This is a genomic window from Micromonospora sp. DT228 (assembly GCF_049841595.1).
In the GTDB taxonomy this organism is placed as follows: domain Bacteria; phylum Actinomycetota; class Actinomycetes; order Mycobacteriales; family Micromonosporaceae; genus Micromonospora.
The window spans coordinates 181,933-206,227 of sequence record NZ_JBNCKO010000001.1; the positions used below are offsets into that span (position 1 = coordinate 181,933).

Sequence of the window (24,295 nt, forward strand, 5' to 3'; positions counted from 1 at the left end):
TCCACGCGGCGCGATCCACCTCAACCGCCGCCGGCAGCCGTCATCTCCACCTCGTCCGCCTCGACTGCTCGCGCCTGGGCCTGCTCGGCAGCCCACCGCAGATAGGCCAGCCACTCCTCGCAAGACCAGCCGTTGCGCCGGCCGACACCCGCCTCGGCGGGAAGCAGGCCGGCCACGACACGGTCGAGGATCAAGGGCTGCACGCCGCCCACCCCACGCCGGTAGCCGACGAAGTAGAGGACCTTCGTGAACAGGCCCGGCCCCAACCAGGGCAGGCTAGCGTGGTCGGGGTCGCCGAAGCGGCGGTACGCCGTGCGCAGCGCGCCCTCGTCGGGCGCTGGCGTGGACACCTCTTCCAGCGCGTACGCCAGGCGTTTGCCGTTGGGGTCGGCGTCGAGTGACCTGGTGGCGCGCCACGGGCCGTACCCGATGGGTCCGTAAGCCCAGACCAGCACGGCGGTCAGCAGGTGGCGTGCACTCGCGGAACCGGCCCGGTAGGCGTCGGCCACCGCGAAGACGTCGCGTCGCCAGACCTCGCCGCTCGCCGGCAGCGCGCCGGGCCACGTGTCCGGTGGCAGCCCGGCCCGCCAGCGGCTGATGTCCACGGTGACCGGTGCCCGCTCACCCGGTAACACCAGAACGTCGGTCATGGCGGCCTCCCTCAGATCGCGCGCTCGCGGAACTCCGTGGTTCGGACGCTATGGACCGGCGCTCCCACCTGCCGCCCGCCGACGGGAAATCGCGGTATCGATTGCCTGGGGCCTGCCTTCTGGCGACACCGCATCTCGGCAGGGACGGAGAACGTCGCACGGTTGATCTACGGTGTCCGCGTGCTTCCCCGAAACGAGAAGATTCTCGATCAGGTCCGTGCCGAGGCGCTGCGCCGCGACATCCCCGCCGTCGAGGTGGAGCGCTGGCTGGGGCTCGCCCGCCCGTCTGTGCTCCTGATGCAGCAGGGTGATGGGCCGGTCGTGGGCGTCGTCCGTGGGCCCGTGCTGCTTCCTGCCGACGCGAAGAACCCCACGTTCCCCCTGATCGCCACCATCGACTGCGCTGCCCTTCCGGCAGACGTGACCGACCTTCCGCTACCGGCCGACGGCCACCTGCTGCTGTTCGGTTGGCCCGAGGAGGACGGCTACGGCCAGGTGATGTACGTGCCGGCGGGCGTGGCCGTCGAGGAGCGGGAGCGGCATCCGCCGGGCTTCTCTCCAGACGACGAGGAGTGTGCCGAGGTCTACGCGGAGATCCCGGAGGGCGATCTGCACCTCACGGTCGACATCTCCCTGCCCTACGTCAAGACGATCCCCGGGCCGCCGTGGTCTCCGCCCTTACCGGGCGATCCTCCGTTCGAGGAGCTGACCAAGGTGTGGCAGGACGTCCTGGGCGACGTGCCGGACGGCGCCTTCTCCTACAGCGGCCATACGACGCCGCTGCTGCTGGGCGGCTACGGCACTGACTGCAACGGTTTCAACCCCGCCTGGTTGGGCGCCAACCGCTCGGGCAACGCCGGCGAGGACGGGCCAACCGACGCTGCTGACTGGGTGTTGCTGGCCGAGTTCCACGGCGGCAGACAGGGCGGCGCGAGCATCCACTGGGTGATCCAGCGTGCCGACCTGAGGGAACGGCGCTTCGACGAGGCCAGCGTCCTCGTCTACTGGAATCCGTGAGGCCGCTCGCTGACCGGGTACGCCCGATCCATGGGTAGCCACAAGCAGAACAAACACGACAGCGGCGGCGAATCGGCGCGAGGTCGGCGGCATCCGGGCAGCGGCGCTCCGGGCCGTCAGGGTTCGACCGTGGAGCACTCGCCTGACCAACGTCACCGCCGTACCGCGACCGGGTCCGCTGGCACCGAGCGCGACCTGGGTCGAGCCAAGGTCTCGGGCGATGGGCGGATCCAACGCCAGGGCGGATCGTGAGCTGACCGGTCACGGGTGTTGCCGCCCCGTTTTCGCGGGGCGGCAACACCTGATGACTGGTTACGCCGTGGCGCAGATGGCGTACGCCGTGTCGGACCAGTTGCTGGCGACGGCATCCTCCTCGTAGGCACCCGAGTCGACTGTCGTCGGCGCGGTGGCCACGCCGCCGTTGGGCCGGAAGTCGTCCACGATGCCCTCACCTGTGACACCGTTCAACTCGTAGCCGGCGCCGGTCATCACCTTGCCGACCGGGCAGCCCGCGACGACGCTGCGGAAGTCGAGTGAGGTGCTGGCACCAATCGTCGACGCGCGGGCCAGGCCGGGCAGCGGGTTGGCGCAGATGGCGTACGCGGTCGCGGACCAGCTCAGGGCCGTCGCGTCCGACTCGTACGCGCCCACGGTGACCGCGGTTGGCGCGGTGGCCACGCCACCGTTGGGGCGGAGGTCGTCGACGACACCCTCACCTGTGACACCGTTCAACTCGTAGCCCGTACCGGTCAGCACCTTGCTGCCCGGACAGGTGGCCGTGGTGGAGTGGAAGTCGGCCGAGTCGCTGACGCTGACCGTGGAGACCCGCACCAGGCCGGGGATCGGGTTGGCGCAGATCGCGTACGCCGTGACCGACCAGTTGCCGGCGAACGCCTCCGTCTCGTAGGCGCCCACGGTCACGGATGTCGGGGCGGTGGCGACGCCGCCGTTGGGGCGAAGGTCGTCGACGACACCCTCACCTGTGACACCGTTCAACTCGTAACCGGTGCCGGTCAGCACCTTGGCGCCCGGGCAGGTGGCCGTGGCGGAGTGGAAGTCGGCCGAGCTGCTGACGCTCGTCGCGGCGATCCGGACCAGGCCGGGGACCGCGGCGGACGCCGGGCTCGCCGGGACGAGCACCGCCCCGGTCGCGACGAGACCGAGCACGAGTACGAACGCTCGGGCTTGTGTGGTGGTACGCATGGTGTTTCTCCCGTCTGAGGCCCGGACGGCGGCGGGTGATGAGCCAAGCCAGGGCCGATGGTGGTGACGGATTCACCGTAGGTAATTGCCTGACCTGGGATTATCTCCAAGCCGACTACGTCGCGTAACTGACCGTGGTGCCTGATGGGTAACGTCAGTCGGTGCGGGCCGGCGGCGGACGGGCGGCCACACCGGGGGCCGACACGCCCGGTGAAGCGACAATTACGTCGCGCCGCCGCTGGCGACGGGGAGCGTCATGCGGAGGCCGTCGAGCCGTTGCGCTCGGCCACGACGGACCGGCATCGTGTGCGGTAGCGCCATCATCGGGGGGTCAGCCCAACCCGCTGATCAGGGAATCAGTACGCTCCGTCACGGCACACCCACACTTCGGTCACTAGCTCTAGATCGGAGTAGGTAAATGTTACGGACAGTCACGAAGCCTCCTCTCCAAGCAACACTTCAGCTACCATTTAATAGGTTTCATATGTGACTGTGAATTACCCACTCGTTCGCCCGAAGTCGAGGTATTCTCTGAGCCGCGCATATCCCGCGCGCCCCTCTTCTCGGCCGACGCAACCCCCGGTCGCCCCCTCCCCCTCAGCCACGAAGGGTCGACCGAACGGACATGGACGACGGCGTCGATGACCTCGTGCGGGACAGTTCGGTCTCCGCGGCCACGCGGTCCTGGGCAAGGCTGAACGGCGGCACGGCCCGGGCACCGCTGGTCCCCCTGCGAACCCACGGCTACACCAACGCCTTTCTGTTCACCCTCATGTTCAGCCGTCCAGTTCTCGGTCGGGGCAGCATCACCGAGAAGGTCCTCGTCAAGGCGCACAACCGCCGGACCGACGAACAGGCCCGGCATGAGCAGGCACGGCAGTCCAACCCGGAGTTCGCCTGCCGTCACCTGGTCCGGCAGCTCCATGCGCCATACCCGGTCGACGACGAACGCGTCCTGACCTTCCAGGAGATCGCCAACGACGGCCGCCCGGTGACCACCATGGACGTGCTCGCCGACAACGCCCTCCTCAGTAGCTTTCGCGTGGTCGCGGAGGCGCTCCTGAACGACTGGAACAGCCCACCGGAGAGCGGCGGTCGGCAGGGGCGACCGACCGCCATCACCACCGTCGGCGACTACCTCCGTCGTGAGCTGTTGCTGGCCGGAGCCCTGGACGAGGTGTCGCAGCTGGGCGATCGCCCCGACCTGGTCGACCCGACGGGCAACTGGATCGTCGTGGACGGCGTCGTCCTACCGAATCCGCTGCGGATGCTCGTGGTGGATTCGCCCATCGGGTTGAGACGAATCGAGTATGTCCAGGGGTTCGCGCACGGCGATCTGCACGGCGGCAACATCGTCATCCCGCTCGACGGGGACGTGTTGCGACCAGAGAAGTTCCGCCTGGTCGACCTCGAAACCTTCGAGGCCACCGCACCGCTCACCCGGGACCTGGTCTGCCTCCTGCTCACCACCCTGCTGCGCCACGTCGCGCCACTCGCCGAGGATGGACGGGGACTCCCCGCCACACAGGCCACCGCACTGATCAGCAAGCTGCTCCAGCCGAGCGCGAACCGGCGCAGCCCAGCGTTGCCCCGCGTGCTCGACGATCTGGTGGACGCCGCCGATCGAATCGGTCGGAACGCCGTCAAGGGCGGCTTGGGCCAGGAGTGGCAGACGCAGTTCCGGCTCTCCCTGATCGCCCAGGCACTGATCTGCACGACCTACGACAATCTCAGCGAGGGCGGCCGTCGGTGGTGCCTCCGCCTGGCTGCCGAGACGTACGCCAGGGAATTTCCCTCGACGGCCACGACGCCCGCCCCTTCCGGACCGCCCGCGCTGCCGCACCGCGCGAACGACCAGCCGGTACGGCCTCGAACCGCCAACCACCCGCCCCAGCAGCGGCAGGGCGACGACGCCTTCGACGGGGGTTACGCGGACAACATGTACGCCGAGCGCGGGTCTCTGCACGCCGACTCCTCCCGACCGGCACCCAACGCGAGCAAGGCCAGCAACTCGGCGCCGGCGGCGCACACCGGACCGACCGGCAACTCGATCAATCCTGCCCCGGGGCCCGGCAGCCGAATGCCCGTCCCGATCCGGGAGGGTGTACCGCGTCCACGTCAGCCGCTCAATGACGGCGTGGCGTGGACGGGGAAGCCCGCGAAGCGCCGGAACACCGCGAAGCGGAGACTTGGGTTGATCACGGCGGCCGTCATCGGCGGAGCGACCCTGGGCACGGTAGGAGCACCTGGTTCGATTACACCCGATCGACCGGAGGGCCCCACCGCGCTTCCGACGCGGAATGCCCCAGATGTGCCCGACCGTGGATCGTCGCGGGACGACGCCAGGCGCTGGGACGAGGCCAGCCAGCGGTTGAACGATCTCGCGCTCCAGGTCGCGGCGCTGCGGGAGCCGGTGCCTCCCGGTCGCTACACCTTCACCTGCCGCAGGGTGTGGGCTCCCGAGACGTCTGATCAACCGAACGATCCGAAGACGCTGTATCAAGAGGTACGGCTGTGGTGGAATGCCAGCCGCTCGGGCCGGTCCGTCACGACCACCGCGGTGGCTCAGGGCTATCCGGCGGTCGTCCCGGACGTGGAGACGTACGGCGATGGAGAGCTGACGGAGATCCTCCCGCTGCCGGCGGAGGACCCTGGCGCGCTGCGGGACCAGCTCAGTCAGCTTCTCGAACAGGGGCCGCCGGCGCGGCAGGATGCCGCGGGGGCTCTGCGGCTCGTGGTCCGGTTCCACCAGAACCATCTGTTGACGCCCCGCCAGCGGGCGGCGCTCCTGTCGTATCTGGCCGCGACAAGGGGGATCACGTACCACAAGGCGCAGGGCGACCTGGCGGACCGACGTGGCTACGCGTTCAGCGCTGACGACGGTGAGGGCCACCGCGACACGCTGATGTTCGACGAGGGTGGGCGTCTGCTCATGCACGAGCTGACAACCGTCGGGGGCGCTCAAATCAGCTATGACCTGCTGCTGGCCCGCACGAGGACCGACACGACCGCAGACCGGGACTGCGACTGAACCCGCTTCGGTCCCGGTCCGCGTCGGTCGACCTGCCGCCCGCCGTCAGGGGCAATACCTGTCGACGTAATTCGGCCACTCCCGGTAGGGCGCGGCGTCGCTGCGCACCCGGTTGCCGGCACCGATGGTGAACAGCACACGGTCGAAGTAGTAGAACGAGACGGACCCGCTGCCGAGGTTGTAGTGCGCGGATTCGATCCGGTACTGCCACTGCCAGGAGGCGAGGTTCTGGCGGCCGCAGGAGGAGAGCCGGCCCCGCGGATATCCGAAGTTGGGGTACTCGTAGAAGCAGTACCAACCCGACGGGCAGTCGGCGGTGGCGAGCACCCCGACGGGTGCGCGCAGGGTGACAACGAGCTGGCCGTCCTGGTAACTGATCTCGTTGTCGTTGATCGCCTTACCGCCGGGATGCTCCGCCAGGTAATTGGCCATTTCCTGGCGTAGCCCAGCCTGGTCAGCCGTAGCGGCGCGGACTGGAGCAGGCACCATGAAAACGATCAGGAGACAGCCCAGAGCCGCGGCCAACAATGCCCGGAAAGGATGAGTAGCTACCATTCGACACCTCGCGATGTGAGCGCGTAGGAACCTGAAGGTGAGCATCCTCGGCCAGCGTGAGCCAGGGATGCGAGACGCGGAGAATTCGTGAACCACCGCTCGACCAGCATAAGAAGGTGACCCCCCGACCGCCACCGGACAGAAGTCCCGCTCATCCCGTGCCAGCAATACCCAAATAGGATCAATCGAACTCGTTATGCCCAACCGCTGGCGGATTCCATGGAACTTGCATTCCCACAATTCAACAGAATGCGGGAACAGACATTGATGGCAGCGGATAGTTTCCCTACCATTCGGGACATGCGTCTCCGCCGCGTCACCGCCGCCGTCGCCCTCGCCGCGCTGGCGAGCCTGCTCGCCATCGACACCGCCCGCGCCGACGGCCCGGCGATCAGCACCCCCGGCAGCCCCACGGTGGTGGTCAACCAACCACACCAGCTCACCCTCAGTTGGGCACCCGCCACCTGGATCGGCGATCCGGCCGCCGAGCAGCCGATCACCTACGAGGTGCAGGTTCCGCTGGGTCCGCACACGTACCGCTGGCTCGGCACGTCGACCGACACCACGATCACGCTTACCGACCTGGCCCCCGGCACGACGTACCAGATCGCGGTTGCCGCCCGCGCGCTCGGCGGCTTCTCCGACCCCTCACCCGTCACCACCGTGCGGACCGCCACCGGCCGCGCGACGGTCAGCTACCTCAACCTCGACTGGTCCCCGACCAACAACCAGATCCAGCACGCCCTGAACGTCACAAACACCGGCACCGGGCCGCTCGACCTGAGCACCGTGCGGGTGCGCTATTACCTGCGCTTCGAGGGCGCCAACACCTCGCTGGTGCCCAACTGCGACTGGGCCGCCCTGGGCTGCGACCGGATCCGGCAGACCGTGCAGTTCTTCATCCCACCGGCCGGGCCGCCCCCGCTGACCACACCCACACCCACACCACCGGGCTACCCGATCCCGGGTACGCCGGTCTTCGGCTGGGTCGAGCTGACCGTCACCGACGGCACGCTGGAGCCGGGCGAGTCGACCGGGCCGATCCAGCTACGGCATCACCGGCACAGTTGGAGTGACATCGACGAGCGCGACGACCCGAGCTGGCTCACCGCCACCAGCCAGTGGACCGAGAACGCCCGGATCACACTCGACGTCGACCGCGTACGCGAGTTCGGCGACCCGAACAATTGACCCGCTGTCGGATCGCCTCTCCTGGCTGTCGATTGTCACAGTCCTCGGTCTTGACCGATCACCCTACGATCCGCACATGCGGCGCGAGGAGATAGACGGAGTTACTGTCATCCAAGGCAATCTGCCCGGCATGCTGGCCGCGTCACTGACGTTCGGCTGTGGTGGCCGCGACGACGAGATCGACTCCATCGGCCTCACTCACCTCGTGCAGCACCTGGTGGACTGGACCGATGATCACGTCGCGGAAAACTTCGAGAACTACGACTGGATGAACGAGACGTCGTTCCTCGCAGGCGGTCCGCCCGACCAGGTCGTGGAGCATTTCGCCACCATCTGCTCGGCCATCAGTGCTCTGCCGCCGGAGGATCTGTCCGACGCCGTTGCAGGTCTCGATGCGGACAGCCGGAGCGTCACGAACATCGACGAGGGCGTGCTCGACCCCTGGGGAGCGCTGCTGTCGCGCCGGTTCGGGCCGCGCGGAGTTGGCCTGTCGCGCTGGCCGGCTGTGGACTACCGACTCTTCACGCCGGACGAGATCCGACGGCATGTCGCAGGGTTCTTCACAAGTGGCAACGCCGTCCTCACCCTGACCGGCGACGCACCTGAGGCGATGCGACTTCCGCTGCCCGCCGGCCCGCGAGTCACTCGCGGCACCGCACTCGCCAACCACCAGATCGGGCCAATCTGGTACGCGGACGAGGTCCGCGGCGTCGCGCTGATGGTCAGCGTCGAGCCCAGCGCGGAAGCGGTCCTTCTGATGTGGGCGCTGCGGTCGCGGGTCGCCGAAGCAGTAGACCTGGCCGGGGCGGCCAGAGGTGCCGAATTTATGTGCGAGGTCGTCGACAGCACACGGCACGAGCTCGGGTTGAGGGTCGAGCCTGAGTACGGCCGGAGGGGCAAGGAGTTCGACGCCACCGCCGTGGCCGAGCTGATCTGGGACGAGCTGCAACGGCTCGTCTCCGACGGGATTGATCGAGTGGAGCTCGCCGACCTGGTGCCAACGCTGCGGATGCCCATGATGGGCGATATCGAATGGACGCAGGCGATTCACGACCTCGAACCCTTGACCCACCGGGAGCTGCTCGGCACGGCTGAGATCTACGGCTCGGAAGCGCTCGCCGAGCTGGCCGGGATCACCCCGCAGGTGGCGCGGGACGTCGTGTCGAGCTGGCTCCCATCCGCCATGCTCGTCGTGCCGTACGGGACGAAACCCAACCTGCCTGGCGCCACCGCCGATTCCTGCCCCACCACCCGCTTCGTGCCGGCGGGCGAGGTGGTCAGGCCGCCGTTCGCCAAGCGGTTCCGCAACAAGGGCTCGCTGGTCATCGGCATCGACGCGATCTCCACAGTCGATGGCGACGGCAATGTGCACACCGTCCCGCTGTCCCAGGCGCTCGTGGTCGAGCGGTTTGGCGTCATCCGGCTCGCCCACCTCGGCCACGGCTGCGTCACCACGATCTCGGACTTCACTGACGCCGTCGACAAGCTTCGGTCCATCCTGCCGCCCCGGCGTTTCCGCCAGGCCGCCATGCAGCTCAGCGCACGCCTCTAACCGGACGTCGACAGTCAGCAGGTGAAGCTGTCGGGCAGGTGGATGCGCTCGGCGGCCATGCCGATGGCGCGCAGCCGTGACCGGGCACCGGCCAGCATCGCGGGTGGGCCGCACAGGTAGATGTCCTGGTCGGGTCGGTGGTGGTCGAGGGCGATGGTGAGGGCGTCGCCCTGCTCGGCCGGCTCGGCGCAGGGATCGGCGGAGAACGCCGGCACGATCGTCAGCCAGTCGTGGGCGCATTGCAGCTTGTCGAGGGTGATCGCGTCGTACAGGTCGGTGAAACTGCGGGCACCGACGACAAGCGTCACCCGCCTGCCGTCCGGTGCGGCGGCGACCTGTTCGACCAGGGCGCGCAGTGGCGCCAGCCCGGTGCCACCGGCGACGAGCAGCAGATCGTTCGTGCGCGACGGATCGAGGCTCAGCCCGATGTCGCCGGGTGGGCCGAGCCAGAGCTGCTCGCCGGGGCGTACCTCGTGGACCAGGCGGTGGGAGACGGTGCCGGCGGGTACGGCGCGGATGTGCAGCTCGACGGTGCCGTCGGCGCGCGGGGCGTTGGCCGGCGAGAGCCAGCGCCAGCGCCCCGGCAGGCGCGGCGTGCACACCGGGACCGCCTGACCCGGCTGGAAGGGCAGGCGCCGCCAGGGACGTACCGTCAGGATGGCGATGTCTGGCGACGGCCGCTCGTGGCCGATCACCTGGACGTGCCACCAGGCCCGGCCGTCGCCGACCCGCGCGGCGGCCTGGCGGACGGCGTGCGTGGCGCGGCACAGGGCACGCTCCGCGACGAGGGTGAGCTGCGGTGTCCACAGTGGGCGTGCGTGCCGGGCCAGAGTGGCGAGCAGCGCATCGCCGATGGTGGTGGAGTGCGGGAGCAGGTCGAAATGACGGTACGCGCGGCCGAGCACGCTGAGCAGCGCAGCTCGGCCCGCCGGGTCGTCGCCGCCGACAATGAGGTGGCCCAGCGCGGTGAAGAACAGTGGCGCGTCGCGGTGCCGGAGCAGGCCGGGTCGGCGGTCTTCGAGAGTGCACCAGAAGTCGCCGGCGGCCCGCACGTCGACCGACGCCCAGGCTGCGGCCAGGCTCGCGGGAGACGGATGGTCGTCGTCGATCAGGGTGGGCATGCCGGCTCCGAGACGTTGACGGATCGAGCGGCACCGGGGCGGGCGAGGACGGAGCTGCGCCGTTGAGGGCCGGCGCAACTCCGGGACAAGGCACCCGCCCCGGGCCATGCGTTCACCCTGGTCGAGCAGCCGGTACCGCAAAATGACTACTCGCTGTACTTGCGCTGTACCTAATCTGCATCGAAGTCGTTAAGCTGCCCAAAGCGGCCACGACTCGATCGGGGGCGAGACCTTGCCTACTGTCCAAGCATGGACAGGTCGCGAAACTCGCGCCCTGCGGCAGGCGCTGCGGATGAGCATTCGCGACTTTGCGCAAGACCTCGGGGTGAGTGAGCGCACCGTCTCCAAGTGGGAAGCCGGTCGAGACGCGGTGCGTCCCCGGCCTGAGATGCAGGCCGCACTCGACACCGCGCTGAGCAGAGCCGAAGGTCAAGCAGCGGCACGCTTTGTCGCTGCCACCAGCGAGGCTGACCCTCAAGACGGCCGTATCGGGGCCGGATATCAGGTCCAGTCGCACAAGTTCATACCGGCCTTCACAGGCGCGTCAGCAGCCGCGGAACTCGCTGCGCAGAGCGCTTTTCGCCCACGACCGCACGAGTGGCTTGAGGTTTCCGTCACCGGAGTTCCTCATCCGGAGGGGACGTGCACCGCTCACGTCTTCGCCTGCGGCGTCGTGGTGCTGCACATCGTGCAAGAGCTGCACCTCCCGACGTTGGCCTCGCTGGCTGCCTGGCGATACGCAAGCTACGACAAGGACATGCCTTGGGCAGCGGATCAGGTCGCGAGGCTTATGTCGCCCAATCTGACCGCCAATCACGCCGTTCCGGAATACGTCCTGTCGATGTACATCCTGCAAGAACCCGCATGGGTCGGGGTCGAGCTTGAGAACGCTCTGCGTCTCATGAGCCTGCCGTCGGTACTGGTCAACCGGCGCGCCCATCCCTCTCCAGAACCGGTCGACGACCATGTTGAACGCGGCCTGCTGGCCCAAGGCTTCGATCAACCGTCAGTTCAGTCCTTCGGAGTTCACGGCGTCTCCGTGGGCTACGCCAGTTGGGCGGGGGTCGCCTACCACGCTCTCTCCCCCGAGCAGGCGCTCATGGTTGACGACCTGGTGGCATGCGAGGTCGACGTGCAGATGCTTTGGGCCTACTGCCGCCACATTCAGCGCCAGATCGAGGACGGGCAAGACCCGGCCATGCCACCGGAATTCGGCTGGCGCTTCCTCCGTGCTGCTCACTCGCGGATGACGACGGCCAGGGCGCGTGAGACAGCGCAGCATTGCATGATGCGCGAGGCGATGCTCTCAACGAGCGGCCTCCCAGAACGCCTGACCCAGGCCCAATCTGCCCTTCGCGAGACCGCCACGTTGAGTGGCACAGTCGACACATGAGCGAGACGCGCGCCGCCCTGATCGTCATCGATATGCAGAACGGGTTCATCAACGACCGCAGCCGAGGCGTCATCTCGAAGATCGTCGAACTGGTCGAGCACTGGGAGGCGACCGGGCGGCCGGTGGTGTTTACCCGCTATCACAACTACCCCGGCAGCCCATTCGAGCGATTGATCCACTGGTCCTCGGTGCAGCACCCGCCCGAGACAGACATCGTGCCCGAGCTGGCACAGCACGCCAGCCGCGCCCGAGCGGTGATCGACAAGAAGATCTACTCGTATTTCTCCCCCGAGGGCGCTGCCTTGGCGGAGGAGGAGGGGTGGACCGATCTGGTGTTCTGCGGCGTGGCGACGGAAAGTTGCGTGCTGAAATCGGCGGTCGACGCGTTCGAGCGCGATGTCACACCGTGGCTGGTGACGGACGCGTGCGCCAGCCACGGCGGACAAGCCGCACACGATGCCGGCCTGCTGGTTGCGCGTCGGTTCATCGGTGCCGGGCAGCTCATTAAGATTGACGACATCGGCGTCAAGCTCTGACAGGTGCAGCGCCGATGCCGTCGACTGCATGTGGTCCGACTCGGGCAGACTGCTGTCATGACGGAACGCCCGGTGTTGTATCTGGTCGTGAGCGCCGCAGGTCCGGCGGAACACATCGACGAGCTGGTCGACCTGCTGATCGCCGACGGGTGGCGGGTATGCATGATCGTCAGTCCCACCGCCGCCGCGTGGCTCGACCGTGAGGCGTTGCAGGACAAGACCGGCTATCTGGTACGCGTCGAGTGGCGCATGCCCGGCGATCCCGAGCCGCACCCGCCGGCCGACGTGGTAGTGGCCGCGCCGGTCACGTTCAACACGGTGACGAAGTGGGCGCTGGGCATCAACGACACGTTGGCGCTCGGCGTCCTCAACGAGTCAACGGGCGCAGGCCTGCCGATCCTTGCTTTTCCGCACGTCAAGGCGGAGCTGGCCGCGCATCCCGCGTATGCGGGGCACATGGCGGTGCTGCGCGCAGCCGGCATTGTCGTGGCCGAGGGGATGCCACTTAACGCGGCCCACACGTCCAGCCGTTGGGGCGTGGTCATCGAGGCGCTGCGGTTAGTTCGTCCAACATGAGCGGACGGTTCTCCGAGGCGGCGATGACGAGGGTCCTGCGGGAGATTGCCAGCACCCTGGGCGTCTCGGCTGACGACGCCCAGTTGCTGCGAATGACCAATAACGCCGTCTTCGCGCTGCCCCGGGCCGGAATCGTCATCCGTATCGCACGGACCCATCAGCTTCAGGACAGGGTGCGGAAGGTGGTCCGGCTTGCGCATTGGTTCGCCGAGATCGACGCCCCGACGATCCGTCTCGCGCGAGACGTCGAGCAGCCAATCGAAGTCGGGGATCTCGTCGCTTCGGTCTGGCAATACGTCCCGCCGCAACCACCTACCCTCACGGCGGAGGACCTTGGCACGGTCCTGCGTGAATTTCACGCACTCGGCGTGCCACCCTTCCCGCTGCCCGTCTGGGACCCGATTGGCGACGCACGGCGAAGGCTGGCCGACGCCGACGGGCTCAGCAAGCCCGAGCGGGACTTCCTGGTCGACTGGTGTGACCGCCTGGAGCCACAAGTCACGACCCTCATCAAGGGTGGGACGCAGACGCTGATCCACGGGGACGCCCACGCAGGCAACCTGCTCAGAGAGACGTCGGGTCGAACGGTCCTGTGTGACTTTGACGCGACATGCATCGGCCCCTGGCAGGTCGATCTAGCAGCGGTTGCGGTCGGCGAGGCAAGGTTCGGAGGAACAGGGGGACACCGCGCATTGGCCACCACGTACGGCTTCGACGTCACCTCGGACCCGTCCTGGCCGCTTCTGCGGCAAGCACGGGAGTTGAAGATGATCGCAGCCGCGGTGCCGCTCCTGACGACCTCAACGGCCGTGGCTGCGGAATTCGTCAACCGCCTCCATTCAGTGCAGAAGGGGAGCGAGGCCCAGCCCTGGCGGCCATTCGCCGACCTCGTCACGCCTCAGCCCGAGCGGAAATCTCCGATATCACCACCTGAGGGCGAGGGCCTTTCCAGCACGTGCTGAGAAGTGGCTGCCGCGAGCCTCAACGCCGTGCTCGTCGATGTCAGACCCAACTGGTACCAAGGATCACCATGGGGAAGGCACGAGTTTGATCATCATCGCGCAGGGCAACCTGCTGACCGCTGACGCCGAGGCTCTGGTCAACGCGGTCAACACCGTGGGTGTGATGGGCAAGGGGATCGCTCTCCAGTTCAAGCGCGCCTACCCGGCCAACTACGCCGCCTACCGGGCAGCATGCGCCGCCAAAGAGGTGAAGCTCGGTCAAATGTTTCTCTTTGATTCGGCTCGTCCAGGACCAGGCCGCTACGTGATCAACTTTCCGACGAAGGGCCACTGGCGTACCGGATCGAAGGTGACAGACGTGCAGGCCGGGCTCAGCGACCTCGTCCGCGTTGTCCGCGCGCACGACATCTCCTCGGTCGCGGTGCCGGCGCTGGGCTGCGGTAACGGCGGCCTCGACTGGGACGACATCCGACCGTTGATAGAACGGGCCTTCGCTGCCCTCCCGCACGTACGGGTGCTGGTGTTCCCACCGGAGGGTGCGAGCGACAGCCCGACGTCAACTTCCACAGCGCGGCGAGCGGCAGTACAACCGCAGAGAGAGCTACCGTGCCGTGATGACGGATCTTGAGCGGGGCGTCTACGAGCACCTGATCACCCGCGAGCTGGCCACCCGCCTCCAGCACGTCGACCCCGCCCTGGTCCAGCACCACAAGCTCGACCCCGCCGACGCGCACCACACCCTCGCCCGCCACCTCGCCACCCTGGCCGCCCGCGCCCTCCAAGCCGTCCCCAACGGCGACGACAAGCTCCACCACCAGATCGAGATGGCGAACCAGATCGCCGACGCCATCGCCGCCCTCAGCCCGAAAGCGGCAACCGATCAGGACCAGGTAACCGACGCCAAGCACCTGCTCCACGCCATCGCCGCCCCGCCCACCCCACCCGCGGAGCCCACCTTCCCGCAGCGCCCCACCACTCCCCTCTCCACCGGCGCGCTGCTGGTCAACGGCCGTCACCAGCCGCGCATCGGCCACGAGGTCAACCACGAGATGGCCTCCGCCGAGAGCGTCGACCTGCTCTGCGCATTCATCAAGTGGTACGGCCTGCGCATCGTCGAGCCGGCCATCCGCGAGCTGATCGCCCGAGGCGGCACGGTCCGCGTCATCACCACGACCTACCTCGGCGCCACCGATCAGCGAGCACTCGACCGGCTCAAAGAGCTTGGTGCCGAGATCAAGGTGTCGTACGAGACGAGGACGACAAGGCTGCACGCCAAGGCGTGGCTGTTCCGCCGGGCCAACGGCACCACCACCGCGTACGTCGGCTCGTCGAACCTGTCGAAGACCGCCCTCGTGGACGGCGTGGAGTGGAACGTCCGCATCTCGAACATCGAGCAGCCACATGTCATCGACACGTTCACGGCGACCTTCGAGGACTACTGGAACGACCCGGCGTTCGAGACGTACGACGCGACCAGGGACGCCGAGCGGCTACGGCACGCGTTGAGCGGGGAGCGCCGCGACCAGGCACCCACCGAGATCTCGAACCTGGACGTGCGCCCGTACCCGTACCAGGCCGAGATCCTGGCCGACCTGGACGCCGAGCGGCTGGTGCACGGGCGTTGGCGCAACCTGGTCGTGATGGCGACCGGCACCGGCAAGACCGTGGTCGCCGCGCTGGACTACCGCCGGCTGCACAAGGCGGGCAGGGCAGACTCGCTGCTCTTCGTCGCTCATCAGGAGCAGATCCTGCGGCAGAGCCTGTCGACGTTTCGGCAGGTCATGGGCGACGGCAGCTTCGGCGAGACGCTGGTCGCGGGCGAGCGGCCGAACGGCTGGAAGCACGTCTTCGCCTCCATCCAGTCCCTGCATCGGCGGGAGGTCGACCCCGAGGCGTACGACATGGTGATCGTCGACGAGTTCCACCACGCGGAAGCACCGACGTACACGCGGTTGTTGGAGCGCCTGCGTCCCCGCGTACTCCTGGGGCTGACGGCGACCCCCGACCGGGCCGACGGCGGCGACGTGCGCCGGTGGTTCGACGGGCGCGCGGCCGTTGAGCTGCACCTGTGGGACGCGTTGGAGCGGCAGTTACTCGCGCCGTTCCAGTATTTCGGGCTGCACGACGACGTTGACCTGTCGCACGTCACCTGGAAACGCGGCCAGGGCTACGACCTGGGCGAACTCACCGTCCTCTACACCGCCGACCACGCCCGGGCACGGACGGTGCTGCGCGCGGTTCGCGAGAAGGTGGACGTCGGGCGGATGCGGGCGCTCGGGTTCTGCGTGAGCATCGGGCACGCGGAGTTCATGGCCGACTGGTTCCGGCAGCACGGCGTCGAGGCGGCGGCGGTGACGTCGGGAGTGGACCGTGCGACGCAGAAGGGGCTGTTGCGGGAGTTCAAGGCCGGCAAGTTGCGGGTGCTCTTCACCGTCGACCTGTTCAACGAGGGCGTCGACCTGCCGATGGTCGACACGATCCTGATGTTGCGGCCCACCGAGAGCGCCACGATCTTCCTGCAACAGCTCGGCCGTGGCCTGCGCCTCGACGACGACAAGCCCTGCCTGACCGTGCTCGACTTCATCGGCGGGCAGCACGCCAACTTCCGCTTCGACAGGCGGTGGCGTGCCCTGACCGGGGTGAGCCGGCGGGCGATCACCGAGGCCGTCCGCGACGACTTCCCGAGCCTGCCGAGCGGTTGCCACATCGAACTGGACCGCGTGGCGAAGGAGAAGGTGCTCGCCAACCTGAAGAGCGCGCTGCCCACCTCGAAGGCAGGCCTGCTGTCCGAGCTGCGGCAACTCGGTGACGTCAGCCTGACGACGTTCCTGCACGAGACCGGCCTGGAGATCGAGGACGTGTACCGCTCGGCCAGCATCGGCGGCTGGACCGGGCTGCGGCGGCTCGCCGGCATCGACACGTCCGCGCCGGGCGAGGATGACCGGGAGTTGGGCCGGGCCATCGGTCGCATGCTGCACACCGACGACGTCGACCGGCTGGAGCTGCTGACCCGTGTCGCGGCCGGACCGCCCGCGCCAGGTCAGCAGGTGTACGACGGAAACGGCCGCCTGCTGGACATGCTGCACTTCAGCCTGTGGGGGCCAACCGCGCCACTGGTGATGCGGGACGAGCGGTTGACGCGGCTGTGGAAGGACCCGGCGCGCTGTGCCGAGGTGCGGCAGGTGGCCGAGGCGCTGCGGGACCGCATCCACCGGGTCACGCCGACCGCCGCCCCGGGTGCGGTGCCGCTGCGGGTGCACGCCCGATACAGCCGCAACGAGGCGTGCGCCGCCTTCGGGATGACCAACCCGGGCTCGCTGCGCGAGGGGGTGAAGTGGCTGCCCGACGCCCGAGCCGACCTGTTCTTCGTCACCCTGGTCAAGTCGGCGACGCACTACTCCCCCACCACCATGTACGCCGACCGGGCCGTCACCGAGACGCTGTTCCAGTGGGAGTCGCAGAGCACCACCTCGGCGGCGTCGGCGACCGGGCAGCGTTACAGAACGGGCGGTTCGGCAGTGCACCTGTTCGTCCGGGAGACCCGGGTCCCCGACCGGGACCTGGGCGCTCCGGCGTACCTGTACGCCGGCACCATGACGTACGAGTCGCACACCGGCGACCGGCCCATGCGGATTCTCTGGCGGCTCCACCACGCCCTGCCCGCCGACGTCTACGCCACCGCCCGCACGATCGCCGCCTAGTGCTGCTCCTGGAGTGGGTCAGGGACAGCGGTGTCGAACTGACTCGCCTCCTGCTGGCGCAGTAGGCCTAGCTCGGTTGGTCGACGGCGCGGGCGTGTCGCCCGCCGGCCGGCCGCTCGTCCCCGTGGCCCGGCCACCACGCCTTGTGCCCGATCAGCGCGGTCAGCGCCGGGACGAAGAACATCGACATGACGAACGCCGACAGCACGATGCCGATCGCCACCGCGAAGCCCATCTGCTGAAGGAAGGAGATCGGCGCGAGCAGCAGCACCGCGAACGTGCCGGCCAGGATCAGTCCGGCTGCCGCGACGGTTGGGCCGGCGTGTTGCACACCGATGGCGGCGGCCTCGTGTGGTGCGTTGCCCTCCCGCGCTTCCTCGCGTAGTCGGGCGATCATCAGGATGTTGTAGTCGGTCCCGATCGCCACCACGAAGAGGTAGAGGATGATCGGCAACTGGAAGGTGACACCGGGCTCGCCCTGAAGCCCTTGGAAGAGGTAGACGGTCGCGCCCAGTGTGGCGGCGAAGTTGAGCAGCACCGCGATCACCAGATAGATCGGCGCGACCAGGCTGCGCAGCAGCAGCGCGAGGATGAGCGCGATCAGGCCGGCTGCGACCGGCAGGATCACCGACAGGTCGCGGTTGTTCGCCGAGTTGATGTCCGCGAAGATCGCGGTGGTCCCGCCCACCAGCGCCCGGGTGCCGGGCGGCGCCGACGCGTGCACGGCATCGCGCAGGTCCTCGCGGACGAGGGTGATCGCCTCGTTGGAGACCGGGTTCTCGTTGAGCAGCAGGTTGACCCGGGCCACACTCGGGTCGGTGCTGCGCTCCGGGGGCTGCGCCTGGCCCACACCCGGGGCTTTCGCTACGGCCGCCGCGAAGTCGTTGACCTGCTGCTCGGTCAGTTGTGACCCGTTACTTGTGGTCAGGTAGACCTCGGTGGGGGCGAGCGCACCGGCGGCGAACCCGCGCTGCAGGTCCTGCGCGGCCTTCGCCGACTCGGTGTCCTGCGGGAAGCCGGCGCTGAAGTCGTAGTCGGCCTTGTAGCTCAGCACGCCTGCGGCGAGCGCGACCAGGATGATGCCGGAGATCGCCGCGACGAGTGCCGGCCGGCGCCCGACGATGCTGCCGAGCCGGTGCGAGATGGTGGCCTTGGGCGTACGCTGCCATGCCTTCGACGGCCAGAAGACGTAACGGCCGAGCAGCGAGACGACCGCCGGGACGAGGGTGAGCGAGGTGACGAGCATGACGCCGACCGCGATCGCGAGCGCCGGGCCGAGCGAGCCGAAGAAGCCCAGGGAGGCGAGGAGCAGCACGAGGAACGCGACGATTACCGCTCCGGCGGCCGAGGTGATGACCTCGCCGACCCGCTGGACGGTGACGATCATCGCGGTGCGCTTGTCGTCGCCTGCGCGCAGCCGTTCCCGGTAGCGGAAGAGCAGGAACAGGATGTAGTCGGTGCCGATGCCGAACAGCACGATCAGCAGGATCGTCTGGAGGTCCTGACTGACACTGAGGTCGAATGCCTTGCCGGCGGCGGCGACGAGACCCGTCGTGATGCTCAGGACGACGCCGACGACCACCACGGGCAGCAGCGCGGCGATGGGGCTGCGGAAGATGATCAGGATCAGTCCGATGATCAGGATGATCGTCGCGATGCCGACCACGGCGAAGGCGTTGTTGAAGGTGTCCTCGTTGTCGACGAAGCTCGCCACGTCGCCGGCCACGCCCGCGGTCAGTCCACTGTTCGCCAACTCCGGGCCGATGTCCGCTCGCAGATCGCGGACGGCGTCGAGCAGCGTCGGGTCGTCGGGGGTGGGGGCGTCGAGCCCGACGTTGACGATCTGCACCGACCTGTCCGGTGCCACTGCTGGCGGACCGGTCAGGTAGCCGGACGTGTGCGGGATGTTCTTGGCCTTGAGCGACTGGGCGAGCTTGCCCACCGTCGACTCGTCCGCCGGCGTCAGCTTCTGCCCGTCGGCGCGCTTGACCACGATGACCGCGGTCGCGGTGGCCTGCTGTGGAAACGCCTTCTGCCCGAGTTCGGTGGCCTGCACGGACTCGTACGAGCGGGGCAGGAAGCTTTCCTGATCCGCTGAGGTGATGTCGCTGAGCGATGGTGTGGTGAGGATGATGGCTGCCGCCACCACCACCCACCCGGCAATCACCCACCACGCTCTGCCCACAACGAATCTGCCCAGCCGCTCGAACATGGTTCCCCCCGTGCGTTCGACACCACAGTCGTCTGGGCCTGGAGCGCCCAGGGCGCGCACCCCATCACTCTTCCGGGTGGTCTTCGCTACCCGCTGTGCAGACTACAGTCGCCCGCCACTCCTTTTCGGATACTTCAGCTTCGGAGGGCTGCGTGTGTTGCCTCAGCTACAACGTGGCCGGCAAGCTGCGGGTCCTCTTCACCGTCGACCTGTTCAACGAGGGCGTCGACCTGCCGATGGTCGACACGATCCTGATGATGCGGCCCACCGAGAGCCGCCTTCGGGATGACCAACCCCGGGTCGCTGCGCGAGGGCGTGAAGTGGCTGTCCGACGCCCAGGCCGACCTGTTCTTCGTCACCCTGGTCAAGTCGGCGGCGCACTACTCCCCCACCACCATGTACGCCGGCCGGGCCATCACCGACAGCCTGTTCCAGTGGAGTCGCAGAGCACCACCTCGGCGGCGTCGGCGACCGGGCAGCGCTACACGTCCGGTGGCTCGTCGGTGCACCTCTTCGTGCGGGAGACCCGGATCGCCGACCGGGACCTGGGCGCACCGCCCTACCTCTATGCCGGCACCATGACGTACGTCTCGCACACCGGCGACCGGCCCATGCGCGTCCTCTGGTAGCTCGACCATGCCCTGCCCGCCGACGTGTACGCCACCGCGCGGACGATCGCTACCTGAGCCTTCCGCGCCACGCTGAACGCGCCCGGCTCGACGAAGCATCGGGCCGGGCGCGTCGAATGAGCTATGCGACGAAGCGTGCCCGGCGTCGGCGTCCGAGCACGTAGACCGCGCCGCCGATGAGCAGAAGCGCACCGCCAATGCCGGCCACGGTCGCGGTTTGTGCACCGGTCACCGGCAGCCCGCCGCCCTCGCCACCGGCCGCGGCCGGGGTGGTGGAGGAAGCAGGGGTCGGTACGACGGTCGTCGTGGCGCTGGGCGTGGCGCTCGGCGAGGCAGTCGGCGTCGCGGTGGGCCGAGACGTCGGGGTCGCCGTCGGCTGAGACTTGCAGTCCTCCGCACGCGCGGCGTACAGGCCTTCGTTCAGGTAGGCCAGGTAGGCATCGACGGCTTGCTCGTCGAGCACGTCCTGCGCGGCCGCCTTCACGTTGGGACCAGCACCCGTCATCGTCTGGCCCACCGAGATCCGCAGAGCAGTCAGCCAGTCCTCCAGCACACCCGTCTTGAGGTACGCGCGGAGCTCTTCCCGGGTGCCCCTCAGCCGCTCCTGGATCGCCTTCGACAGGCCGGGCAACTTCTCTACGTTTGCCCTGTGCAGGATCTGGGCGGCCAACAACTGCAGCTGTTCGTCCGTGGCGGTATCCAGGTCGATGGTGACAAGCTCGCGAATGTCCTTGTACACCTTGCGCTCAACCGTCTGGCAGGCCGCGTCCAGGCCGGGCGCGTTGGCTTGCGCCATCGCCGGTGCCGCCGGAACCAGAAAAGCCAGCGCTATGAGGGCACCGGCCGGGAACTTCCATCGCATGTGGATATTCCTCCCCGTTGTGAATCAAAACATGGAGATATTACAGTCGGCGAGCGAGGAAGCAAGACCGCAATGATCTACGCCAAGACCTTCGCCATCGCGCCTCGAGTGAAGAACTCACGCATGACCCAGAAGCGAGATCAACAAATACTGGCGCACGTGACGCGAACGTGTGCGGCGGGTTGTCGGATTTTCAAGCCGCGTCCGCACCTGAAATGAACCTGACGTCCAGCCTACGGTCCAGGGCCCGGGCCAGACGCTCCAGAAGCGGCAGGGTCGGCACGGTGCCGCCCGCCTCGAAGCGGGCTACCGCAGACTGAGTCATGCCAGCGGCTCGCGCCAACTGGCTCTGACTCCAACCATGCCCCTCCCGCAGGTGGCGCACCTCCTGACCGAGCTCGAAGGCTAGCCGGGTGACGTCATAGGTCTCGGACGCCCCCGGCTCCGCCATCCGGCGTTCACGCAGGTCATTCCAGTCCAGGCGATCACTCATCGCTCTGCCCAACCCATAGCATCAATGCTATGGGTTGGCCGGTTATCCGAGAGCTTCATCTGGACGCGTGTCGTCGATCGGGTTGACGGTGCCCTGGAGGAGTACGTCGACGAGTCTCGCCGCGCACCTCGACGTTGGGTCGAGGCACGCGGCGATCAACTGCTGACTCCCGCTTCGGGCCGCGGGTTCACGACCTACGGCTGGTCAGGGGCTGGCGCAGGTCGGTGACGTGGCGGTTGGCGTACCGGACCCGAGGAAGCCGAAGCTCGCCGTGGCACCGGCGGCCAGCGACCCGTTGTAGGAGACGTTGCGGACCGTCGCGGTGGAGCCGCTGGTGCTCAGGGTGCCGCTCCAGACCTGGTCGATGCGCTGGCCGTTGTTCAGTTCCCACCTGACGGTCCAACCGTTGATGGCGGCGGTGCCGGCGGTCACGGTGACTTCTCCCTGGAAGCCGCCGGACCACGAGTTGACGGTGCGGTAGGTCGCGGTGCAGGCGGCCCCGGAGGGTGGCGGCGTGGTCGGCGTACCCGTGGTGGGCGGCGCGGACGTGGGCGGTGCGGACGTGGGCGGTGCCGGCGGGCCGTCCGGCGGCACCAGGGGGCAGGTGGCGTTGTACCGCGAGACACCCGTGCTGTTCGCCAGGGGGCAGAGGAACTGGGTGTAGCGGGTGTCGTTGTCCAGGAACGTCTTGAGCCACGGGATCAGGAGTCGCATCTCGGTGGCGTTCGGCCTGGTGAACGAGAGGTGGTCGTTGCCGGCCAGTTCCGCCCAGGCATGTTCCACGCCGGCGGGCAGCGTGTTGTAGATGCCCTGCACGTAGGAGGGCGTGACGGTGCCGTCGTTCTGTCCCGACAGGAGCATGGTGGGGACCTGGGTGGTGGACATGTTCAGGTTGTTTCCGGGCGTACCGGGTGCGAGGCCGACCGCCGCCTTCAGGGTCGGCCTCCGGAGGGCGGCGAGGAGGGTGCCGGCCCCGCCCGCGGAGTGCCCCATGACGCCCAGCCGGTTGGCGTCGACCCGGTTGCGGATCGGGCTGGTGCGGGTGAGGTAGTCAAGTGCGGCGAGCAGTTGGGTGGCGCGGGCGTCGGCGCCGTCGGTGCGGCTGTTGGTTTCGATGCCGATCACCACGAACCCGAAGGACGCCAGCCAGGGGCCCATCCAGGCTTCCTCGTTGGCGAACAGGGCGGAATAGCCGGGCACGATCGCGACCGCACCCCAGGTGCCCTGGCTGGTGTCGGTCGGGTAGTAGACGTACCCGCCGTTGAAGCCGTTGCCCGCGGGCACCGTCGCCTGCGTGGTGGCGAACGGGCCGCGGGTGGCGGCGACGCTGGCCGGGGTCGGATCCGGACCCCGTTGGTACGGGCTGTCGGCGGCTGCCGCGTCCCGCGTCGTGGTAGCCACTGCCAGGCCGAGGACCACCGCGAGCGCGGCCGTCAGCCATCGTGTCGGCTGCTTCATCGGCGACTGAACTGCTGGTTGGCCTGGCCGGTGCAGGTCCAGAGGACGAGCTTCGTGCCGTTGGCGGTGCCCTGGTTGTACGGGTCCAGGCAGAGGCCGGACTGCACGCCGGTGATGGTGCCGTTCGCGTTGACGTTCCACTGCTGGTTCGTGCCGCCGTGGCAGTCGTAGATGGTGACCTGGGTGCCCGGCGCGGTGCTGTTGCCAGCGGCGTCGAGGCACTTGTTGCCGTAGACGGTGAGGGCCTTGCTGGACGTGTACGTCCACTGCTGGTTCGTGCCGCCGTGGCAGTCCCACAGGTTCAGCTGGGTGCTGTTCGCGGTGGAGTAGCCGGGGACGTCGACGCACCTGCCGGACCGGGTGCCCACGATCGTGGTGGTGGTCTGTCCGCCGCCGCTGCCCGGGTTGCCGATGCTTCCGGGCACCGACTGCAACGCGTTGTACCAGCGGGCGGCCATCTTGTCGTAGCCGCCGGCGGTGGGGTGGACGCCGTCGATCAGGTCGGCGGTGGTGAGGGCGCTGTGCATGTCGACCAGGTGCACCCGCTTGCCGGCGTTGACCTTGCTCTGGACGATGCCGGGGATCGCCGCGTTGAAGGTGCGGTTGGCCGACTCCTGGCCGCTGTTGGAGAGCGGGATGAGCTGCGCCACGAACACCTCGGCGGTGGGCGCGGTGGTGGTGATCTTGTCGATCAGGGTGGAGAGCCGGTTCGGCGCGGTGCTCACGTTGTAGTTCTGCAGGATGTCGTTGGTGCCGATGTGCAGCAGGACGGTCTGCGGTCGTTGGGTGTTCAGCCAGCCGACGATGTTCGCGTCGATCTGGTCGATGCGCCAGCCGGGATGCCCCTGGTGGTCGTGGTCACCCAGGCTGGCCGGCCCGTTGAACTGCGACCCGACGAAGTCCACCGTGTACCGGCCGCTGGCGAGGCGCTGCCAGAGCCCGATGCGGTAACCGCCCGGCACCTGGGTGCCCTCGGTGATGGAGTCGCCGAGCGGCATCACCCGTACGCCGCCGTTGGATTCTGCGTTGGCCGGCCCGGTGGGTGTCACCACTCCGGCGGCCACGACACCGAGCGCGGCGAGCGTTGCGAGCCATCGTGCCCTCGTTCGCATAGCTGTCTCCCCTGGGTTGGTCGAGCTGGCCGAGGGCATGG

19 protein-coding genes and 1 pseudogene are annotated in these 24,295 nt (G+C 68.3%); 11 read left to right on the forward strand and 9 right to left on the reverse strand.

The features are described 5' to 3' along the window. Positions 1–20 precede the first annotated feature (20 nt). Complete coding sequence (locus ACLQ29_RS00770) at positions 21–650, reverse strand: hypothetical protein (RefSeq protein ID WP_425769738.1); 630 nt, start codon at positions 648–650, stop codon at positions 21–23. 180 nt (positions 651–830) lie between these two features. Between ACLQ29_RS00770 and ACLQ29_RS00775 the strand changes: the two genes are divergently transcribed. After that, positions 831–1,667, forward strand: a complete 837-nt coding sequence (locus ACLQ29_RS00775; RefSeq protein ID WP_425769739.1) for a hypothetical protein — start codon at positions 831–833, stop codon at positions 1,665–1,667. 312 nt (positions 1,668–1,979) lie between these two features. On the opposite strand, the gene ACLQ29_RS00780 is transcribed toward ACLQ29_RS00775, so the two are convergent. Then, the gene (locus ACLQ29_RS00780) at positions 1,980–2,870 is read right to left on the reverse strand and encodes a hypothetical protein (RefSeq protein ID WP_425769740.1); all 891 of its coding nucleotides are present in this window, start codon (positions 2,868–2,870) and stop codon (positions 1,980–1,982) included. 625 nt (positions 2,871–3,495) lie between these two features. Between ACLQ29_RS00780 and ACLQ29_RS00785 the strand changes: the two genes are divergently transcribed. After that, entirely contained in the window at positions 3,496–5,901 is a 2,406-nt protein-coding gene (locus ACLQ29_RS00785; RefSeq protein WP_425769741.1) for a hypothetical protein, read from the forward strand. A gap of 45 nt (positions 5,902–5,946) precedes the next feature. Here ACLQ29_RS00785 and ACLQ29_RS00790 read toward each other — a convergent pair whose 3' ends face one another. Then, positions 5,947–6,333, reverse strand: a complete 387-nt coding sequence (locus ACLQ29_RS00790; protein WP_425769742.1) for a peptidase inhibitor family I36 protein — start codon at positions 6,331–6,333, stop codon at positions 5,947–5,949. A gap of 423 nt (positions 6,334–6,756) precedes the next feature. Between ACLQ29_RS00790 and ACLQ29_RS00795 the strand changes: the two genes are divergently transcribed. After that, positions 6,757–7,647: a cellulose binding domain-containing protein gene (locus ACLQ29_RS00795; protein WP_425769743.1), complete on the forward strand. Its 891-nt coding sequence runs from the start codon at positions 6,757–6,759 to the stop codon at positions 7,645–7,647. A gap of 76 nt (positions 7,648–7,723) precedes the next feature. Next, complete coding sequence (locus ACLQ29_RS00800; protein ID WP_425769744.1) at positions 7,724–9,199, forward strand: hypothetical protein; 1,476 nt, start codon at positions 7,724–7,726, stop codon at positions 9,197–9,199. Between the two features lie 14 nt (positions 9,200–9,213). On the opposite strand, the gene ACLQ29_RS00805 is transcribed toward ACLQ29_RS00800, so the two are convergent. Beyond that, entirely contained in the window at positions 9,214–10,320 is a 1,107-nt protein-coding gene (locus tag ACLQ29_RS00805; protein WP_425769745.1) for an FAD-binding oxidoreductase, read from the reverse strand. Between the two features lie 232 nt (positions 10,321–10,552). Between ACLQ29_RS00805 and ACLQ29_RS00810 the strand changes: the two genes are divergently transcribed. From ACLQ29_RS00810 to ACLQ29_RS00835, 6 genes are all read left to right on the forward strand, one after another. After that, complete coding sequence (locus tag ACLQ29_RS00810; RefSeq protein WP_425769746.1) at positions 10,553–11,713, forward strand: helix-turn-helix domain-containing protein; 1,161 nt, start codon at positions 10,553–10,555, stop codon at positions 11,711–11,713. Then, positions 11,710–12,249, forward strand: a complete 540-nt coding sequence (locus tag ACLQ29_RS00815) for an isochorismatase family cysteine hydrolase (RefSeq protein WP_425769747.1) — start codon at positions 11,710–11,712, stop codon at positions 12,247–12,249. The genes ACLQ29_RS00810 and ACLQ29_RS00815 overlap by 4 nt, the downstream gene beginning before the upstream one ends. Before the next feature lie 57 nt (positions 12,250–12,306). After that, a complete protein-coding gene (locus ACLQ29_RS00820) occupies positions 12,307–12,825 on the forward strand; it encodes a flavoprotein (RefSeq protein ID WP_425769748.1) in 519 nt (172 codons plus the stop codon). Further along, positions 12,822–13,787: an aminoglycoside phosphotransferase family protein gene (locus ACLQ29_RS00825; protein WP_425769749.1), complete on the forward strand. Its 966-nt coding sequence runs from the start codon at positions 12,822–12,824 to the stop codon at positions 13,785–13,787. Before ACLQ29_RS00820 ends, ACLQ29_RS00825 begins: the two co-directional genes overlap by 4 nt. 85 nt (positions 13,788–13,872) lie before the next feature. Further along, the gene (gene darG / locus ACLQ29_RS00830) at positions 13,873–14,415 is read left to right on the forward strand and encodes a type II toxin-antitoxin system antitoxin DNA ADP-ribosyl glycohydrolase DarG (RefSeq protein WP_425769750.1); all 543 of its coding nucleotides are present in this window, start codon (positions 13,873–13,875) and stop codon (positions 14,413–14,415) included. Beyond that, on the forward strand, positions 14,402–17,488 hold the full coding sequence (locus ACLQ29_RS00835) for a DUF3427 domain-containing protein (RefSeq protein ID WP_425769752.1): 3,087 nt from the start codon (positions 14,402–14,404) through the stop codon (positions 17,486–17,488). The genes darG and ACLQ29_RS00835 overlap by 14 nt, the downstream gene beginning before the upstream one ends. A 67-nt stretch (positions 17,489–17,555) precedes the next feature. On the opposite strand, the gene ACLQ29_RS00840 is transcribed toward ACLQ29_RS00835, so the two are convergent. Beyond that, a complete protein-coding gene (locus ACLQ29_RS00840; RefSeq protein ID WP_425769753.1) occupies positions 17,556–19,655 on the reverse strand; it encodes an MMPL family transporter in 2,100 nt (699 codons plus the stop codon). A gap of 318 nt (positions 19,656–19,973) precedes the next feature. Between ACLQ29_RS00840 and ACLQ29_RS00845 the strand changes: the two are divergent. Next, positions 19,974–20,329 (forward strand): annotated as a pseudogene (locus ACLQ29_RS00845) (DUF3427 domain-containing protein); the annotation flags it as partial. A 121-nt stretch (positions 20,330–20,450) separates the two neighbouring features. Here the strand turns inward: ACLQ29_RS00845 and ACLQ29_RS00850 are convergent. The 4 genes from ACLQ29_RS00850 to ACLQ29_RS00865 all read right to left on the reverse strand — a co-directional run bounded on the left by ACLQ29_RS00850 (position 20,451) and on the right by ACLQ29_RS00865 (position 24,254). Further along, positions 20,451–21,191, reverse strand: a complete 741-nt coding sequence (locus ACLQ29_RS00850; protein WP_425769754.1) for a PT domain-containing protein — start codon at positions 21,189–21,191, stop codon at positions 20,451–20,453. Positions 21,192–21,384: 193 nt separating this feature from the next. Then, positions 21,385–21,684 carry a helix-turn-helix domain-containing protein gene (locus ACLQ29_RS00855; RefSeq protein ID WP_425769755.1) on the reverse strand — a complete coding sequence of 100 codons (300 nt, stop codon included), beginning with the start codon at positions 21,682–21,684 and terminating at the stop codon, positions 21,385–21,387. A 204-nt stretch (positions 21,685–21,888) separates the two neighbouring features. Next, positions 21,889–23,142, reverse strand: coding sequence for a cellulose binding domain-containing protein (locus tag ACLQ29_RS00860; protein WP_425769756.1), 1,254 nt, complete (start codon positions 23,140–23,142; stop codon positions 21,889–21,891). After that, on the reverse strand, positions 23,139–24,254 hold the full coding sequence (locus ACLQ29_RS00865) for an RICIN domain-containing protein (protein WP_425769757.1): 1,116 nt from the start codon (positions 24,252–24,254) through the stop codon (positions 23,139–23,141). The genes ACLQ29_RS00860 and ACLQ29_RS00865 overlap by 4 nt, the downstream gene beginning before the upstream one ends. Positions 24,255–24,295: the final 41 nt, after the last annotated feature.

Coding starts and splice junctions, on each gene's coding strand:
- ACLQ29_RS00770 (WP_425769738.1), bottom strand. CDS start 650: ATGACCGACGTTCTGGTGTTACCGGGTGAGCGGGCACCGGTCACCGTG.
- ACLQ29_RS00780 (WP_425769740.1), bottom strand. CDS start 2,870: ATGCGTACCACCACACAAGCCCGAGCGTTCGTACTCGTGCTCGGTCTC.
- ACLQ29_RS00785 (WP_425769741.1), top strand. CDS start 3,496: ATGGACGACGGCGTCGATGACCTCGTGCGGGACAGTTCGGTCTCCGCG.
- ACLQ29_RS00790 (WP_425769742.1), bottom strand. CDS start 6,333: ATGGCCAATTACCTGGCGGAGCATCCCGGCGGTAAGGCGATCAACGAC.
- ACLQ29_RS00795 (WP_425769743.1), top strand. CDS start 6,757: ATGCGTCTCCGCCGCGTCACCGCCGCCGTCGCCCTCGCCGCGCTGGCG.
- ACLQ29_RS00800 (WP_425769744.1), top strand. CDS start 7,724: ATGCGGCGCGAGGAGATAGACGGAGTTACTGTCATCCAAGGCAATCTG.
- ACLQ29_RS00805 (WP_425769745.1), bottom strand. CDS start 10,320: ATGCCCACCCTGATCGACGACGACCATCCGTCTCCCGCGAGCCTGGCC.
- ACLQ29_RS00815 (WP_425769747.1), top strand. CDS start 11,710: ATGAGCGAGACGCGCGCCGCCCTGATCGTCATCGATATGCAGAACGGG.
- ACLQ29_RS00820 (WP_425769748.1), top strand. CDS start 12,307: ATGACGGAACGCCCGGTGTTGTATCTGGTCGTGAGCGCCGCAGGTCCG.
- ACLQ29_RS00825 (WP_425769749.1), top strand. CDS start 12,822: ATGAGCGGACGGTTCTCCGAGGCGGCGATGACGAGGGTCCTGCGGGAG.
- ACLQ29_RS00835 (WP_425769752.1), top strand. CDS start 14,402: ATGACGGATCTTGAGCGGGGCGTCTACGAGCACCTGATCACCCGCGAG.
- ACLQ29_RS00850 (WP_425769754.1), bottom strand. CDS start 21,191: ATGCGATGGAAGTTCCCGGCCGGTGCCCTCATAGCGCTGGCTTTTCTG.
- ACLQ29_RS00855 (WP_425769755.1), bottom strand. CDS start 21,684: ATGAGTGATCGCCTGGACTGGAATGACCTGCGTGAACGCCGGATGGCG.
- ACLQ29_RS00860 (WP_425769756.1), bottom strand. CDS start 23,142: ATGAAGCAGCCGACACGATGGCTGACGGCCGCGCTCGCGGTGGTCCTC.
- ACLQ29_RS00865 (WP_425769757.1), bottom strand. CDS start 24,254: ATGCGAACGAGGGCACGATGGCTCGCAACGCTCGCCGCGCTCGGTGTC.